This is a genomic window from Bacillus sp. FSL W7-1354 (assembly GCF_038002405.1).
Taxonomy (GTDB): domain Bacteria; phylum Bacillota; class Bacilli; order Bacillales; family Bacillaceae; genus Bacillus; species Bacillus paralicheniformis.
Genome location: NZ_JBBOCL010000001.1, coordinates 1,382,314 through 1,397,160 on the forward strand (window position 1 = coordinate 1,382,314; position 14,847 = coordinate 1,397,160).

Here is a 14,847-nt window from a genome sequence, read left to right on the forward strand (position 1 = left end):
CTTTCTCCCATTTTACACAACCTTGCTGTATTTTTCTTCACAATCTGAAAGAAAAAACGAGAAAAAGCTGCCTGTTTCGGCAGCTTCAGCACGTGTATTTATTTATCTTTGCGGATTCGCTCCTGCGATACCTTTTAAGACATAACCAATCAATAAACTGTATGTACTGACCGCCGCCAGCAAAAAAAACATCGTCATACGCGACTCACCATCCTATAATGAGAATGTTTATCATCATTATAAATGAAATGATAATCATTTTCAATGGTGTAATTTTTCTAATGCCTGTTCTTCCGTGCGGATGCGGATGTACATGACAGCAGCGTTGAGCACCGTAAATAAAAGTGCGGTGGCGTATGCCTGGAAAAGCAGGGGCAAAAGCAGAAATTCAAGAGCCACCGCCACATAGTTAGGGTGTTTGAACCATTGATAAGGCCCCTTTCGGACAAGGTTCGTTCCAGGGATGACAAGGATTTTCGTGTTCCAGCATCTCCCCAGAGAAAAGAGCGCCCAATACCGGAGGGCCTGAGTGAAGATGAGGCCTGTTAATACGACAAGCGCCATCGGAAGAGGTCCGCGTTGAAAAACGATCGTTTCCCAAATCAAACATATGAAAAACAAAACATGCATCGCGACGATATAAGGGTAATGACGTCTCCCGTATTCGACCGCTCCCTCTTTCAGAGCGTTTTTTTCATTGAACTTCGCGACTGCCAGCTCAAGCAAGCGCTGGGCGGCAAAAATGCTTAAAATTGTCCAAAACATGTGTCAGTCACTCTCTTTTTGTCCATTTCAAAAGCAGCAGCTCCGATGAAAAGCCCGGGCCGAGCGCCCCTAAGAGACCGTATTTTCCCGGTATGGGACTGCCATGCAGGCAATATTCTTTTAAAACATGCATCACAGTGGCTGATGACATATTGCCGTGCCTGGCCAAAATTTTTCGTGAACAGTCGATGTGCGCTTCGGAAAAGCCGAGGCTTGCTATATAAGCGTCGAGAACTTTTTTTCCGCCAGGATGGGCAAGAAATACTTGAATGTTCTCCAAAGCGAGTTGTTCCCTATTGAGAAATGCTTCGACATCATTCTTTAAATGTGTTTTGATCAATGTCGGAATGTCCCTGGAAAAAACGACACGGAAACCGTTGTCATTGATTTCCCAGCCCATGACATCTTCCGAATCTTCCAAGGTGGCTGATTGTGAGCTCACTACTTCCGGAAGAACCTCCAATCCGGCTGATGAGATATCCGCTTCCTTGCCGCACATTAAGAGCGCGGCGATTCCATCGCCAAATAAAGATGTGCCGATAAGGTTGCTTTTCGATTGATCATCCTTTTGAAACGTTAAGCTGCACAGCTCCGCCGCAATCACAAGGACATGGGCTTTTGGAAACGCTTTGCAGTATTCGAATGCCCGCGCTATACCTGAAGCTCCTCCTGCACAGCCGAGCCCCCAAATCGGAATCCGCTTCGTCTGTTTTGAAAAAGGCAGAATGTTCATGAGCTTCGCTTCAATGCCGGGAGTCGAGATGCCTGTAGAAGATATAAAAAAAATCGCTTCAATTTTTTCGAAAGGGATTTCTTTTTTCAAAAACCGTTCGTCTGACAGGCAATTCGAAACGGCTTCTGCACTGTGTCTGACAGCCATTTCAATGTACGCCTGATTTTTTTCCTTGAAGCTCCTGGATTCTTTATACCAATCCAAAGGCATGACAAATTGTCTTGAAGCGATTTCTCCATTTTGGAAAGCTGACAGCAGCCGGTCAATGTCTTTAAATGAATCTTTGAACATCTCCCTCGCAAAAACGGCCGCTTCCTTCTGGTCGACATGGCAGCGGGGAAGGCTTGTCCCCGCCGAAATGACGTAGGCCATAATACCACCTCTATTTACAGCGTCTCCCGAATCGCCCGGCCTTATGTGGACCTCTCGAAAAAATAGGCCATCAGCACTTCATCTTCGTATTTCCCGTCCGCAAAAACCTGCTCCTTTTGAACCCCTTCAATGATAAAGCCGCTTTTCTCATAGAGCGACAGCGCTGCTTTATTTGCAGAAAATACGGTCAGGCAGAGCTTATGCAGACGATGCAGCCTGCACCAGTTGAGGGTGTAGGACATGATTTCCCTGCCAATCCCAAGCCCTTGCGCTTTGCTGTGAAGCCATGTTCTGAACAGCCCCGTGTGCCGCTTCATTTTGAGGTCGCCGCGAATGACCCGGGCAATTCCGTACACCGCACCATCGATTTCAACCGCCGCATACATGTTATCCTTTTCCATCATATCGCTGATGAATGCCCGCTCTTCCTCAAGTGTGCGCGGCCGTTCTTTTTGGATGTACACACCGGTTTGAATCACATCTTTTACTGCTTCAATGATGTCGGGGGCATCCGCCATTTTGACGGGACGGATGACAGCTTCACCGCCGTCTTTCGTGCTGATTCGTTCGACAAGCTCATTCACAGTTTCCATTCGTTACGCCTCCTCTTCATACCGGTAGTATGGCTTATCCGCAATGCAAAAAAACCTCACAATCTGTGAGGTTTTAAACGGCTGATTTTTCAGTTGGAACTGCTTCAGGCTGTTCAGCATGACGAGAAAACGGATGGATATGAAAGATCGCATTCAAGAGAATGGCTGTAAAGCTTCCCGCGACAATTCCGTTCTCTGTCAAAAGCTTGACGGCATCGGGAAGGTTTTGAAACATTTGCGGTACAACCGTCACGCCTAGGCCGATTCCGATGGAACACGCTACGATCAATAAGTTCTCCTGCTTTCCGAAATCAACCCGGCTCAGCATTTTGATCCCGTAGGCGATTACCATGCCGAACATCGCGACCATAGCGCCGCCGAGCACAGGTTTAGGAATGATCGTCGTTAAAGCAGCGGCTTTCGGAAACAGCCCCAACAGAATAAGAAAAGCTCCAGCGAGCGCAATCACGCTGTTTTTCTTAACTCCTGTCAGCTGGACGAGACCGACGTTTTGCGAATAGGCCGTATAAGGGAAGGCGTTGAAAACCCCGCCCAGCAGCACGGCAATCCCTTCGGCACGGTAGCCTTTTGCTAAATCTTTTTCTGTCAGCCGGCGGTCCGTCAAATCACCCAATGCAAAGTAGACGCCTGTAGACTCGACAAGGCTGACGATCAGCACGAGGGACATCGTCAAGATCGGTGTGATCTCAAAAACGGGAGTGCCGAAGTAAAACGGATGGATCATCTGCACCCAGCCTGCGTTTGCCACTTCTGTAAAATCAACTTTTCCTATCAGAGCGGCGCCGGCTGTTCCTGCAATTAAACCGATTAAAATGGAAATTGATTTGATAAATCCTGTTGTAAAACGATATAAAAGGACGATGACCAGTAAAACGGAAAAAGCTAAAGCAAGATTGGACAGCTCACCGAAATCGCTGCTGCCTTCACCGCCGGCCATGTTGTTCATCGCAACGGGAATCAAGGTGATACCGATCACCGTGACGACCGATCCTGTGACCACGGGAGGGAAAAACTTAACAAGCTTTCCGAAGAAAAAAGAAACGATAACGACAATCACACCGCCTGCTATGATGCTTCCATAGATCGCTGGAATACCGTATTTTGAAGCAATCGCAATCATTGGTGAAACGGCTGTGAACGTACACCCCAATACAACAGGCAAACCGATTCCGAAAAAGCGGTTTTTCCAAACTTGCAGCAGTGTCGCCACACCGCACATCAAAATGTCGGCAGACACAAGGTATGTGAGCTCAGCCGGCGTCAAGCCGAGAGCGCCGCCGACGATCAGCGGCACGACAACGGCTCCTGCATACATGGCCAGGACGTGCTGAATACTTAATGAAACGGTTTTACCGGCCGTAAGTTTCATGACCCAACCTCCTGTAAAAAGGTAACTTTTCCATCGGCAAGGGATGCAATACGCGCAAGGGATTCGACTCTGATTCCAAGATTGTCAAGCTCCTCCCTGCCCGTCTGGAATGATTTTTCGATAACAATCCCGATTCCGCACACCTTTGCGCCGGCCTGTTCAATGATGGAAACGAGCCCTTTCGCCGCTTGTCCGTTTGCCAAAAAATCGTCGATGATCAGAACTTTGTCATCCTTTGAAAGATGGCTGGCTGATACGGCAATCGTACTTTCCGTTTTTTTTGTAAATGAATAGACAGAAGCCGTCAACAGATTTTCCGTTAAGGTAAGCGATTGACGCTTTCTTGCAAATACTACCGGCACGCCCAGCTTCAAGCCTGCCATCACGGCAGGTGCGATGCCTGAGGATTCGATCGTCACAATCTTCGTGACGCCTTCCTCCCGGAAAAGCGAGGCAAACTCTTCGCCCACAGCAAGCATTAATTCCGGATCGATTTGATGATTTAAAAATGAATCAACTTTCAGCACTTCGTCAGACAACACCGTGCCATGCTCTGCAATTTTTCGTTTTAGCTTTTCCATTAAACCCCTCCGTTCATCAATTGCCCTTCATAAAAAAAAGCATTGTCCGCTCGGATTTTGAATGCGAGCGGGCAATGCTTAAAAAGACGAATTCCGTCTGTTTCACTAAATGACGTTCGTTTTCTTAGCGCCCACTCATAGTCGGACATTTACGGTGTCCGGTAGAAACTTGCGTGCCATATCCACGCGATTATATGAGTGATATAATGTATCAAATTATATCAACTTTCGATCCGGTTGAAAAGGGATAAAACAAAAAAAGACGAACCTGCACACATTTTTTTCAGTTTAATGTTCGTATTTAACAGAAAATTCTGATCCAAAAATCCCTCCCGGACTCACGGGAGGGATTTCTTTTTTACAAATAGAGTGTTGTATATTTTTCTTTCAGGTAGCGGATTAAATGACGGACGTTTAATTCTTCGCCTGTCGCAGACTTGATGATGTCCAACGGTTTTTTTCTTTTGCCGTGGATGTGAACGTGCTCTGTCAGCCACTTTCTGATCGGTTCAAATTCGCCGTTTTCAATCATGCGGTCAAACTCCGGAAAATCTTTCAGCATGCTTGATTTCAGTTGAGCCGCATACATATATCCGAGCGCATATGAAGGGAAATAACCGAAATCGCCGCCGGACCAATGGACATCCTGGAGAATTCCTTTAGCATCGTCAGGAGGCGTAATGCCCAGATATGCTTCATATTTGTCATTCCATAGTTTCGGAAGGTCTCCGACCGATACTTCGCCGCTGAAAATCGCTTTTTCAATTTCGTAGCGAATCATAATATGCAGCGGATATGTCAGCTCATCAGCCTCAATCCGAATCAGCGACGGCTTTGATTCATTAACGGCCCTGTAGAACCCTTCAGCAGTAACGCCTGCAAACTGGTTAGGACTTGCTTCTTTTATTTTCTCAAAATACCGCTTCCAAAAACCTTGATGTCTGCCGATAAAGTTCTCATAGAAAAGGGATTGGGATTCATGTATCCCCATTGATGCGCCGTCTGCTAAATTGGTTCCGCCCAGCGCTTCATCAATGTTCTGTTCATAAATGGCATGGCCGCATTCATGAATCGTTCCGAAAACGGCCGAGCGAAAATCGTTTTCATTATATGCTGTGGTCACCCGGGCATCCCCTTGACTGATCGTCACCTGGAAAGGATGAACCGTCTCATCCAGGCGCCCCGCCTCAAAATCATAGCCCAGTTCTTTTAAGAAAAAGTGGCATACATCGCGCTGCCGCTCTTTTGGAAAACGTTCGTGCACAAAGCCCGTATCAGGCTTTTGATCACTGGCGGCAATCTTTTGTACAAGCGGAACGATCGCCTCCCGCAATTCAGAAAAAAGGCCGTCGAGCTTTTCGACTGTAACGCCTGGTTCATATTGGTCCAGAAGGGTGTTATAGGGGTGGCCTTCATATCCCCAGTACGAGATAAACCGTTTTTTATAGTCGATGATTTTTTCTAAATACGGAGCAAAGAGAGAAAAATCGGACGCCTTTTTCGCTTTTTCCCAGACGGATTCCGCTTTGGATGTCAGCGTCGTATATTCTTTGAAATCCTCTTCCGGAATCTTGCTGTTTAAATCGTATTCTTTTTTCGCTTCCTCAACCGCTTTCTGTGTATCGGCAGGCAGATCCTGTTTTTGCTCGGCAAGGGCATCCAAAAGCTCCTTCATCCGCGGGGACGTTCTCATTTGAAAGACGTCTGCCGACAATTGTCCGATCGCTTCGGCGCGGCTTTCTTCGCCTTTTCTCGGCGCGCCCGTCCTCATATCCCAATACATCACGTTAATCGCCTGCTCATACCGGCTGATTTTCTTTAATGTTTCTAAAAACTCTTTTTCATATGTATTGATCGACATCATTCATCCTCCTCTTCCCTTATATGATGCGAATTGTAATCAGACTAATGGAAATATTTACGAAAGTCAACTTTTATGCAGCCAAAAAAAAGAAAAGCGGGATGTCCGCTTTTCTTTATACATAAACCGGCTGAACAGGAAGCACAGATTCGACTTCTTTTATCACATTCCATTCTTGTTCATCGCCCGCAAAAATGCTGATCGTGCCGCGGTCGCTGTTTGATCTGATCAGACGGCCGATGCCTTGGCGCAGCCTTAGCAGCATGTAAGGAAGGTCTACTTCGCGAAAGGCGTTTTCCAAACCGCTCCGCTTCGCTTCAAACACAGGATCATGCGGCGGAAAAGGAAGCGACCAGATGATGACATGTTGCAGCGGATCTCCGGGAATATCGAGCCCTTCCCATAGATGCACAGAGCACAAAACGGATTCTTCAACCGTTTGAAACTTTTCAACAATTGTACTGATTTCTTCATCCCCCTCAAAGTAAACAGGAAACGAAAATGATTCCTGTGCAGTCCGGCGCTTGAAGGACAGAAGCTCCTCAAAAGACGGAAACAGGAGCAGCGTTTTCCCGCCCGATTCTTTGATTGCACGGATTGCCGCTTTTTCTTTTGCTTCTTTTTCCTCAATTCGATGGATGTACACTTTCATCTGCTCTTCATAGTCGTACGGCGAATCAACGGTAAATGATAAGTAGTCGCGGATCCCAAGGCTTGTCGCTAAATAATCGAACGATCCGTTTTCCGATAATGTCGCCGATGAGAAAATAAATGGAATCTGCTTGGAGAACACTTTTTCTCCGAGAACTTCGGAGACGGTTCTCGGCATGACGACGAATGTTGACTCAAGCTCTTTTTGCTCAAGCCAGCTGATCGCATTTTTCCTGTAGAGCGAAAGGGAGTAAGCCATCTGTTCGAGATACTCTTCAACAACGGTTAAAGCGTATTGGTCGATCGTGTACAGCTCGCCTTCAAAAACGAGCGCCTCCCCGATCTTTTCAAGCAAATCATACAGCTCGGCGGCCGCTTTTTTCAGATTGGCATGATCTTTGATGCGCATGCGCTCAGAGCCTTCTGCTTTTTCGGCGTTTTCTGAAAGCAAACCGAAAAATTCGTCGTTGGCGCGAAGCGCTTCTTCGACAAGCTCTGCAAATTCTTCTCTGATGTCATTGCCGAGCAGGCGCTCGAGAAACATTTCGAGCGTCGATTGCTTCACCCTGTACGTCAGCGCCTTTTGCGCCGCAAACTCGAGCAGATGCCCTTCATCGAAAACCACAGCGCTGTGTTCCGGCAAAAGCGGAAGCTGGCCTTCCCGTTTTCTCGCCTCTTCTGTCCAAACGTGCTCCATATAGAAATCGTGGGAACAGATGATGAAATCGGTTGATTTTCGATAATGGTCTCTTGACAGTGTAAGTCCGCATCGGTGCCTCATGTCGCACGTGAGACAGTCTTGAAAAGAATCGTAACCGATTTCAGACCATTCATCATTTGATAAAGACGAATACTCTTTGCGGTCGCCGTACGGATAAAAAGACTGCATGCCCTGCGATTCATGAACGAAAGACGGCAGACTTTCGTAGAGGTCAAGCCATTTCTCATCATCAGATCGCTGCATCGTTTTCTCCAGTTTTTTCAAACATAAATATTGATCATGCGATTTGCTGAGCCGTGCGTCAATCGTCAAGCCCAAATGCTCGGAAATTTTGTAAATATCGCCTTCTTTTTTGACGAGCTGTTCGATCAGCGTCTCATCCGCACAAGCGATGACCGCCGGTTTACCCGTATACCTGGCATAGCTCAAGGCAAACAGAAGATAGACGAGCGTTTTTCCGGTTCCGACTCCGGCTTCTGCAAACATGACCTTCTTTTCCTTAAATGCCCGTTCTAATTGAAAAGCCATGAATATTTGCTCATCGCGCAAATCAAAGCCTTTTTCAGGAAGAATATCGTAAAATACATCACCGATCCAATTGTTCAGTTCTTCATAAAAGTTTTTCGTTTTTGTTAATGAAAAAGGCAGACGAGATGCTGTCACCCTGCTCCAACCCCCAACTATCGAGTTTTCAGAACTTCTATCCTATCACTATGATTCGGGAAATTCAACAAGAAAGATTTGAGAAAAGGAGCAGGAAGCCTCTCTTAACTATTTCCGGTAAATCGAATGCGTCAAAAACGGATGATCCGTCGATTCCATATGGCTGATCGCGTTTTTCAATTCTTCCTTCGCATATGTAAGACGCTCTTCGCCAATGTCCTCGAGCTGGTTTTCTGACGTCTCCAGCGCTTTTTGAATCATATGAATGTGATCGCTGTTCAACATGAAATCACCCCTTTTCAAAATCAATAATCCCGAGTATATGCAGGATGAATCGTTTTTATACAGGCTGATTTTATGTTTTTTCTTTGCTCTTGATAAATACGCAAAAATAAAGGGAATCCATAGTATATATGGTTTCCTTCAATCTTGTTATGTAACTCACCCGATTCCGGAACAATTAAAAAATTTAAGAACCGTCTTATATAAGACGGTTTTCCAAAGATTCGATTGCCAGTTTTAGTGCAGTCAAGCGACGCTCATTTAATGTTTTTTGAGGACTGCCTTCTTTTGCTTTTGCTATTTGTTTTTCAATAGATGGAATGATACCTTGTAAAACTTCTTTAGAAGTCAATATGATTTCTTCGTTATAGCCAAAATCTTCTCCATTCCAAATACCTTTTAGGCTTTCTAAACCAATTTTTACTGCGTTTAGTCTCTTTTTGACAAGAGTTGAACCTTTTTCTTTCGTGCTTTTATAAGCATTTGTTAGTTTATTAAAAGTTGACTCCAACGATTGAATGGACAAATCTTGGATTTCTTGGCTGACAGAATTCATATACAAACCTCATTTTTCTTTTTTAATGATTCAACATTTTTTAACAATCTGCTTAATGGTTGAATTAGGACTGCACATTCATTTTTGCGAGTCGCAAACTGTCATTTCGACTATCGACAAATAAAAATCAAGATATTTCGCAGCGACACCTTGATTAATCGACCACCCACAGTGGAAGAAGGTTCAACATAGCGTTTAACCCATCTTGTTCTTTTTGGGTGTGTGGTAATCTGCTGATATCCTTTAACAAGTTGCTAAACGCTTTGCTCACCTTGATAACTTACCATCGAATATTTGTTCTGGTTTTGATTGTATCAAAATTTCGGAGAAGTTATCAAATATCAACATTTACGTTTAACCGTTTTCACAGCGGTCAAACACCCTTTTTCCAGTCAAACAAAAGCTTAACATCAGATAGTAAGGACTGTGTTAGACAATGTGCGCTTTATCCACAATAAAAACCCAGTCTATTCTGTTTTTCTATCATATCCTGTAGGGACTTAAAAATTTATAGACTAAAGGTGGAGAGTTTATGTACTATTATGAACCGGCAAAGAAAGATTATTGGGATTATGATTATGATCCTTATAAGAAGGATCACGATTATTGCAAAAAGGACTACTACTACCATGAGCCTTGCAAAAAAGACTTCTATTACCATGAACCTTGCAAGAAGGATTACGACTATTGCAAAAAGGATTATTACTACCATGAGGATTACAAAAAAGACTATGATTACCACAAGCCTTGCAAGAAGGACTACGATTATTGCAAAAAGGATTATTACTACCATGAGGATTACAAAAAAGACTATGATTACCACAAGCCTTGCAAGAAGGATTACGATTATTGCAAAAAGGATTATTACTACCATGAGCCTTGTAAAAAAGACTACGATTACCACAAACCTTGCAAGAAAGACTGCTACTATGAGCCGCGCAAAAAATGCTATGATTCGTCTTATAAAAAGAAAAATGATTCATGGATTTACTAGTGAATCGATGTTTTGCCATGCGCTTTTAAGGGGATAATCACGCGGGCGCGCAAATTTAAAAACGCCGTTCGGCGGCTTTCCAGCTATGGAAAGAAAAAAGGCTGCCGTTTCATGGCAGCCTTTTAACTTCACTTCTCTTTATTCGGTTTTGGCGGCCTTTTCCCCCAATACTGGTAATAGTCCGTCTTAATAAAACCGTTAAAGAGTTTCCGTTTTTTTGTCGCTTTTTTCCCGTAGCACTCTTCAAAACGCTCGTTTGATGTCAGCATGTAAACAGACCACGTATCAAGTCCGGCAAATGCTTCGCCCATATCTTTATACATGGCTTCGACTGCTTTCTTTTCACCGAGGCGTTCCCCGTACGGCGGATTTCCGACAATCACGCCGTATTCCTCTTTCGTCCGAAAATCCTTTACCTGCATTTGCTTAAATTCGATGAAATCGGCTAGTCCCGCTTCCTCGGCATTCGCTTTGGCGATCTCGATCATACGATGATCCAGGTCATACCCCGAAATTGACAGCGGCTGATCATAATTCGCTTTGTCTTCGACTTCAAGCCTTGCTTGATCCCACACTTCTTTGCTGATCCATTCCCATCTTTCGGATGCAAAATCCCTGTTGAAACCCGGCGCAATATTTTGGCCGATCAAAGCTGCTTCGATCGGTATCGTGCCCGAACCGCAAAACGGATCGACGAAAGGTCTGTCAGGCGTCCAATTTGTCAATTGAATCAATGCTGCAGCGAGGGTTTCTTTCAGCGGCGCTTCCCCTTGACCGGTTCGGTATCCCCGTTTATGAAGCCCGGCTCCGGATGAATCAAGCGTAATGACCGCTTTGTCTTTTAAAAGGGAGACCTCGATTTTATATTCCGGGCCTGTTTCCTCAAGCCACCCGCCTTGTGTCTGATACGCTGATTTCAGCTTCTCGGCGATCGCCTTTTTGACGATGCGCTGGCAGTCCGGCACGCTTGCAAGCACTGATTTAACAGACTTTCCCGTCACGGGGAATGAGGCGTGTTCAGGAAGATAGGCGCTCCAGTCGACCGCTTTTGTCTTCTCGAATAACTCGTCAAAGGTCTTGGCCGTAAATTCGGCAACCTGCACTTTCACCCTGTCAGCAGTTCTCAGCCACAGATTGGCTCTGCAGATGGCGAGGGCATCACCTTCGAACACGACTTTGCCGTTGTCAACCGTACAATCATATCCTAGATCTCGCACCTCTTTGGCAACGATCGCTTCAATTCCCATCGGCGCTGTTGCAATTAATGTATAGGTTTTCATCATATCACCTGTTTTTATGTATGTTTTTTACATGATAAAAGCTCTCCTACCTGCGGAGAGCTTATACATTGTCATCATCATAATAGTGTGTAACGTTCTGTAAGCCATGTTTTGTTCCGTCGTACTGCTGTCGGCTGCTAAGCCTCGTACTCGGGTGGTAATCATCTATCTACAGAGTCAACTCTGTCCTTCTTTCCGTTCATTTCCGTCCAGAAGGTTCCCCTACCAAAATTTGGGTTTCTCGCTCGAGGGGTTTACCGCGTTCCACTCTCACCATTTCTAGTGAGACTTCGTCACTGTGGCACTTTCAAGGATACTCAGCCATATCCATAAAGGACGTAGGCTTTTTTCCTGCCGTCAGCCTTCTGCAAGGCTGCCCTAGCTTATGACTTCGCTAGGCACGAACACTACGGGCATCTCAGCACCGTGCGAGCATGGACTTTCCTCTACAGATGTAAAATCTGCAGCGATTACCCGAACGTTAAGACATCAACTATTATAGCTTAGTTTGTTCTAAAGGGCAAGCGGTTTTCATCAATCGTATAATTTGCTTCCAAACACATGTTTTTCCAAATTGGAAAGCCGTTTTAGAATATCAAAATTGGTCGTATTTGATTGAGCCGGCTGTCTCTTGTTCGCTTCTTCAAGCTGTTTTTTCAACTGCAGGTTTTCCTGCTGCAATTCTTCGATTTCCTGATGGAAGGCTTCATAGTCTTTAATGACCATGTCCAAGAATTTGTCAACATCTTCCTGCTTGTAGCCTCTGACTCCTGTTTTGAATTCTTTTTCCAAAATTTCTTTAGCAGAAAGCTTCACTTTATCAGCAAGCATCTTTTTCACCTCATATCGTGAATCATCATCTTATATTTTTTCAGAAAACGTGTGCAATGTCAAATTTTCTCTTGCACTTTTTACTCTTCGTAAAAGCTGCTTTCTTCAACGGTGACTCTCAGGTCATCCATCGTAATCGTGTAAATCGGAAAATCGCGTTTTTCTTGAGCTTTTTTTGCTTCATTCAGCATATACACAGGCGAGCCTTCTCTTTCTTCGTCGTACAGAATCAATAAGCCATCCGCCTTTTCGATGAAAAACCGGTTTTTTTGTTTAAATTGGACCGGGCTTTCGTACGGCCTGTGTGTCAAGCTTTCAGTGAAATCGCTGGCTGCGAGCACAGCTTCATACTGCTCTTGATTTTTCTCGTTCCACTTCTTTTCCTGTTCCAAAAACGGAGTGATAACCGCCACTTTCAAGTCGGGATATTCTTCCTGCAGCGAAAACGCAACTTCCGCCGCCCATAGTTCCGTGCCGAGCTGGCCTGAGATAAGGATCCATTCCAGCCCTTCCTCAAGCAGGGCGGTCAATCGGTTTTCAAGCGCTTTTTTTATGTAGAACAGGGCCTTGTCTTCCTGTTTGAAAATCCCCAGTTCAAACGGCTTGTACCCTGTAACGGCCAATACTTTCATTATGATCACCTGCTAAAAAATGGGGCCGTATTCCGCCCCATTTTTTTAAAAGATATTCTGTTGCTCACGTTCAATCCGGCGCTCGTTCATCCTGACAAAACTTCCGAAAATCCTTTTTAGTAAGGACCCATACCCATTCCAGGTCCTGGCATCGCTCCAGGCCCGGGCATCATTCCTGCGCCAGGGCTCACGAAGTGCTGATGTGATGCCTGGTTGACAGCTGATTGAGTTTGCGGGAAGTAATGAACATGCTGAAAATGCTGATGGTTGACATTCGTTGTGTGCTGCGGGTGAATGTGCGGTACGACGGTTTTGCTTTGCGTATGGTTGTAGCAGCATTGAGTAGGATGAACAATCGGCGCCATTACATGCGGTTTACAGTGCATGAAAATTCCCCTTTCTTTAAGCTTCTATATACACTATTAAACTATGAAGCAAGGGGTAAACATGTACTAATATAAAAACCTATTTTAAAAGTAAGCCATAAAGCTTTCCTTGAAATTCGTCATGATTAATACGATAAACAGTACGACGACAAAAAACAGATAAAACAGCCCCTTATACATATCGACGCTCCCTTCAAACCATTCTAACGCTATTTTACAAGAAGCGATCGGTTTCTACAATTCATAACATGCTTGAAATGTTTGGCTTTCGAAGATCGTCGTTTTCTGCGCTTGCCCGGGGAATATTTCGTCCGAATTTCCTTTCCAGCCGCTCGCGCCGTTTCAAAAGACCGGCTACTTCTTTTTCGGTCAGCTCAAACTTTTGTGAACCGTGCTGCAGCATCAGGTTATCCGTTACCTCGAGGGCGGCCCGAATGTCCCGCTTTCGATGTTCAAAGTATTTGGCGAGTTCGATGCCTGCGCGCCAGGCGGTTTTTCCGTCTGTTCCATTTTGGAGCTTCAGCCAAAGGGATGCGGCTTCTTTTAGCATGCCCTGCTTTTTATACTGCATAGATAAATCGAATGATGCGCGTTCAGACTGCTCGAAAGGCTTTTTTTCAAGCTCCTGCAATTGCGCTGTCGCAAGCTCTGTCTCCCGGTTGGCGAGAAGCCATTTGGCCATCGCGTACTTTTCGTTTGCTTCCGCTGTCTGCTCCGGAGTGAGGATTTTCTTCGATAAATGGATGTAAAGAGAAATTAAAGAAAGCACGTCAAGCTCATTGTGGCGCAAAACGCCTTCAATGATTTCCGGACGCTCCTCCTTTAAAAAATGAAAATACATCATCGGCGCCAGGTAGCCCGGCGTATCTTCAGTTCTTCCAACACCCAGCTCTTCCTTTTCCACCGTCCCCAAAGAGACGCGGTCAAACTTATGCTTCCAAAGGCGGCGGGATCCGTGGAGCAGGTCAAAATGGCCGAAATCCGGCAGCTTCGGAACCCTGTCGCGGATCAGCGTGTGCCTCGTTTTCACCTGAGGCCAGTCGAACGCTTTCCCGTTATAGGTGACAAGAGACTGAATATCGACTTCACTCAGGAAGCTGTGATAGAGGGCGGCTTCGTGCCCCGGCTTTGGCAGCAGATGCTGTTTGACGACTACGCGGTCGTCATACACCCGTGCATGGCCGAGCAAAAAGATCGTATTGCCGGCCCCTCCCCCGAGACCGGTCGTTTCCGTATCAAAGAAGAAAAGCTGGCTCGGTGTATACCCTTTGCTTGAAAGCGAATGGGAAACGTCGCTGTTGTTCCAGCGCCTAACCGTCTCATGCAGTTCAGAAAATGCGTAATGGCCATGAACATGTGTCAACGGATAAACGACTTCCCTGATCAGGCAATAGCATTCCTCAAACACATACGGTTTAACACCGAGTTCGGCCCATTCTTTCTCAAAGCCGACGGACGCGGAAGTCCGCTTTTCTGCCGGAGAATCCGTTTTTTCTTCTTTCGCTTGATTTCCCAGGTGATGCTTATAGCGGTTAAGTTTTCGTTTTAAAGACATT

Annotated in this window: 16 protein-coding genes, 1 other RNA gene, 1 pseudogene and 1 riboswitch; of the genes and pseudogenes, 1 reads left to right on the top strand and 17 read right to left on the bottom strand. The window is 45.4% G+C overall.

Annotated features, from left to right (window positions below; genetic code table 11):
- Window positions 1-102: 102 nt before the first annotated feature.
- The 11 genes and pseudogenes from fbpC to MKZ04_RS07080 form a co-directional block, all read right to left on the bottom strand.
- Complete coding sequence (fbpC, locus tag MKZ04_RS07030) at window positions 103-198, bottom strand: Fur-regulated basic protein FbpC (protein ID WP_256163997.1); 96 nt, start codon at window positions 196-198, stop codon at window positions 103-105.
- A gap of 63 nt (window positions 199-261) precedes the next feature.
- Window positions 262-765, bottom strand: coding sequence for an isoprenylcysteine carboxyl methyltransferase family protein (locus MKZ04_RS07035; protein WP_212110760.1), 504 nt, complete (start codon window positions 763-765; stop codon window positions 262-264).
- A gap of 7 nt (window positions 766-772) precedes the next feature.
- Complete coding sequence (locus MKZ04_RS07040) at window positions 773-1,870, bottom strand: type III polyketide synthase (protein WP_035338545.1); 1,098 nt, start codon at window positions 1,868-1,870, stop codon at window positions 773-775.
- Between the two features lie 41 nt (window positions 1,871-1,911).
- Window positions 1,912-2,463 carry a GNAT family N-acetyltransferase gene (locus MKZ04_RS07045; RefSeq protein WP_020451901.1) on the bottom strand — a complete coding sequence of 184 codons (552 nt, stop codon included), beginning with the start codon at window positions 2,461-2,463 and terminating at the stop codon, window positions 1,912-1,914.
- A 73-nt stretch (window positions 2,464-2,536) separates the two neighbouring features.
- Window positions 2,537-3,853, bottom strand: coding sequence for a nucleobase:cation symporter-2 family protein (locus MKZ04_RS07050; RefSeq protein ID WP_020451902.1), 1,317 nt, complete (start codon window positions 3,851-3,853; stop codon window positions 2,537-2,539).
- Window positions 3,850-4,434 (bottom strand): xanthine phosphoribosyltransferase, encoded by a 585-nt coding sequence (gene xpt / locus MKZ04_RS07055; RefSeq protein ID WP_020451903.1) that lies wholly within the window; start codon window positions 4,432-4,434, stop codon window positions 3,850-3,852. Before xpt ends, MKZ04_RS07050 begins: the two co-directional genes overlap by 4 nt.
- 118 nt (window positions 4,435-4,552) lie before the next feature.
- A riboswitch (purine riboswitch) is annotated at window positions 4,553-4,652 on the bottom strand.
- A 140-nt stretch (window positions 4,653-4,792) separates the two neighbouring features.
- Window positions 4,793-6,295 carry a carboxypeptidase M32 gene (locus tag MKZ04_RS07060; RefSeq protein WP_341045594.1) on the bottom strand — a complete coding sequence of 501 codons (1,503 nt, stop codon included), beginning with the start codon at window positions 6,293-6,295 and terminating at the stop codon, window positions 4,793-4,795.
- Window positions 6,296-6,410: 115 nt separating this feature from the next.
- Complete coding sequence (locus MKZ04_RS07065) at window positions 6,411-8,330, bottom strand: ATP-dependent DNA helicase (RefSeq protein WP_020451905.1); 1,920 nt, start codon at window positions 8,328-8,330, stop codon at window positions 6,411-6,413.
- 108 nt (window positions 8,331-8,438) lie between these two features.
- Window positions 8,439-8,615 (bottom strand): hypothetical protein, encoded by a 177-nt coding sequence (locus tag MKZ04_RS07070; protein ID WP_020451906.1) that lies wholly within the window; start codon window positions 8,613-8,615, stop codon window positions 8,439-8,441.
- Between the two features lie 196 nt (window positions 8,616-8,811).
- A complete protein-coding gene (locus MKZ04_RS07075; RefSeq protein WP_341045595.1) occupies window positions 8,812-9,168 on the bottom strand; it encodes a hypothetical protein in 357 nt (118 codons plus the stop codon).
- Between the two features lie 152 nt (window positions 9,169-9,320).
- Window positions 9,321-9,439 (bottom strand): annotated as a pseudogene (locus MKZ04_RS07080) (IS1595 family transposase); the annotation flags it as partial.
- A gap of 261 nt (window positions 9,440-9,700) precedes the next feature.
- Here MKZ04_RS07080 and MKZ04_RS07085 point away from each other — a divergent pair.
- Window positions 9,701-10,162 carry a hypothetical protein gene (locus MKZ04_RS07085; protein ID WP_020451908.1) on the top strand — a complete coding sequence of 154 codons (462 nt, stop codon included), beginning with the start codon at window positions 9,701-9,703 and terminating at the stop codon, window positions 10,160-10,162.
- A 128-nt stretch (window positions 10,163-10,290) separates the two neighbouring features.
- Here MKZ04_RS07085 and MKZ04_RS07090 read toward each other — a convergent pair whose 3' ends face one another.
- From MKZ04_RS07090 to MKZ04_RS07115, 6 genes are all read right to left on the bottom strand, one after another.
- The gene (locus MKZ04_RS07090) at window positions 10,291-11,442 is read right to left on the bottom strand and encodes a THUMP domain-containing class I SAM-dependent RNA methyltransferase (protein ID WP_020451909.1); all 1,152 of its coding nucleotides are present in this window, start codon (window positions 11,440-11,442) and stop codon (window positions 10,291-10,293) included.
- A gap of 95 nt (window positions 11,443-11,537) precedes the next feature.
- Window positions 11,538-11,924, bottom strand: an RNA gene (gene rnpB, locus MKZ04_RS07095) — RNase P RNA component class B.
- Window positions 11,925-11,976: 52 nt separating this feature from the next.
- On the bottom strand, window positions 11,977-12,273 hold the full coding sequence (gpsB, locus tag MKZ04_RS07100; protein WP_003182873.1) for a cell division regulator GpsB: 297 nt from the start codon (window positions 12,271-12,273) through the stop codon (window positions 11,977-11,979).
- An 80-nt stretch (window positions 12,274-12,353) separates the two neighbouring features.
- The gene (locus tag MKZ04_RS07105) at window positions 12,354-12,905 is read right to left on the bottom strand and encodes a DUF1273 domain-containing protein (protein WP_020451910.1); all 552 of its coding nucleotides are present in this window, start codon (window positions 12,903-12,905) and stop codon (window positions 12,354-12,356) included.
- Window positions 12,906-13,021: 116 nt separating this feature from the next.
- Entirely contained in the window at window positions 13,022-13,291 is a 270-nt protein-coding gene (locus MKZ04_RS07110) for a CotD family spore coat protein (protein WP_020451911.1), read from the bottom strand.
- A gap of 241 nt (window positions 13,292-13,532) precedes the next feature.
- Window positions 13,533-14,846: a ribonuclease H-like domain-containing protein gene (locus MKZ04_RS07115; RefSeq protein WP_065643899.1), complete on the bottom strand. Its 1,314-nt coding sequence runs from the start codon at window positions 14,844-14,846 to the stop codon at window positions 13,533-13,535.
- Between the last annotated feature and the right edge of the window lies 1 nt (window position 14,847).

Coding starts and splice junctions, on each gene's coding strand:
- fbpC (WP_256163997.1), bottom strand. CDS start 198: ATGACGATGTTTTTTTTGCTGGCGGCGGTCAGTACATACAGTTTATTG.
- MKZ04_RS07035 (WP_212110760.1), bottom strand. CDS start 765: ATGTTTTGGACAATTTTAAGCATTTTTGCCGCCCAGCGCTTGCTTGAG.
- MKZ04_RS07040 (WP_035338545.1), bottom strand. CDS start 1,870: ATGGCCTACGTCATTTCGGCGGGGACAAGCCTTCCCCGCTGCCATGTC.
- MKZ04_RS07045 (WP_020451901.1), bottom strand. CDS start 2,463: ATGGAAACTGTGAATGAGCTTGTCGAACGAATCAGCACGAAAGACGGC.
- MKZ04_RS07050 (WP_020451902.1), bottom strand. CDS start 3,853: ATGAAACTTACGGCCGGTAAAACCGTTTCATTAAGTATTCAGCACGTC.
- xpt (WP_020451903.1), bottom strand. CDS start 4,434: ATGGAAAAGCTAAAACGAAAAATTGCAGAGCATGGCACGGTGTTGTCT.
- MKZ04_RS07060 (WP_341045594.1), bottom strand. CDS start 6,295: ATGTCGATCAATACATATGAAAAAGAGTTTTTAGAAACATTAAAGAAA.
- MKZ04_RS07070 (WP_020451906.1), bottom strand. CDS start 8,615: ATGTTGAACAGCGATCACATTCATATGATTCAAAAAGCGCTGGAGACG.
- MKZ04_RS07075 (WP_341045595.1), bottom strand. CDS start 9,168: ATGAATTCTGTCAGCCAAGAAATCCAAGATTTGTCCATTCAATCGTTG.
- MKZ04_RS07085 (WP_020451908.1), top strand. CDS start 9,701: ATGTACTATTATGAACCGGCAAAGAAAGATTATTGGGATTATGATTAT.
- MKZ04_RS07090 (WP_020451909.1), bottom strand. CDS start 11,442: ATGAAAACCTATACATTAATTGCAACAGCGCCGATGGGAATTGAAGCG.
- gpsB (WP_003182873.1), bottom strand. CDS start 12,273: ATGCTTGCTGATAAAGTGAAGCTTTCTGCTAAAGAAATTTTGGAAAAA.
- MKZ04_RS07105 (WP_020451910.1), bottom strand. CDS start 12,905: ATGAAAGTATTGGCCGTTACAGGGTACAAGCCGTTTGAACTGGGGATT.
- MKZ04_RS07110 (WP_020451911.1), bottom strand. CDS start 13,291: ATGCACTGTAAACCGCATGTAATGGCGCCGATTGTTCATCCTACTCAA.
- MKZ04_RS07115 (WP_065643899.1), bottom strand. CDS start 14,846: ATGTCTTTAAAACGAAAACTTAACCGCTATAAGCATCACCTGGGAAAT.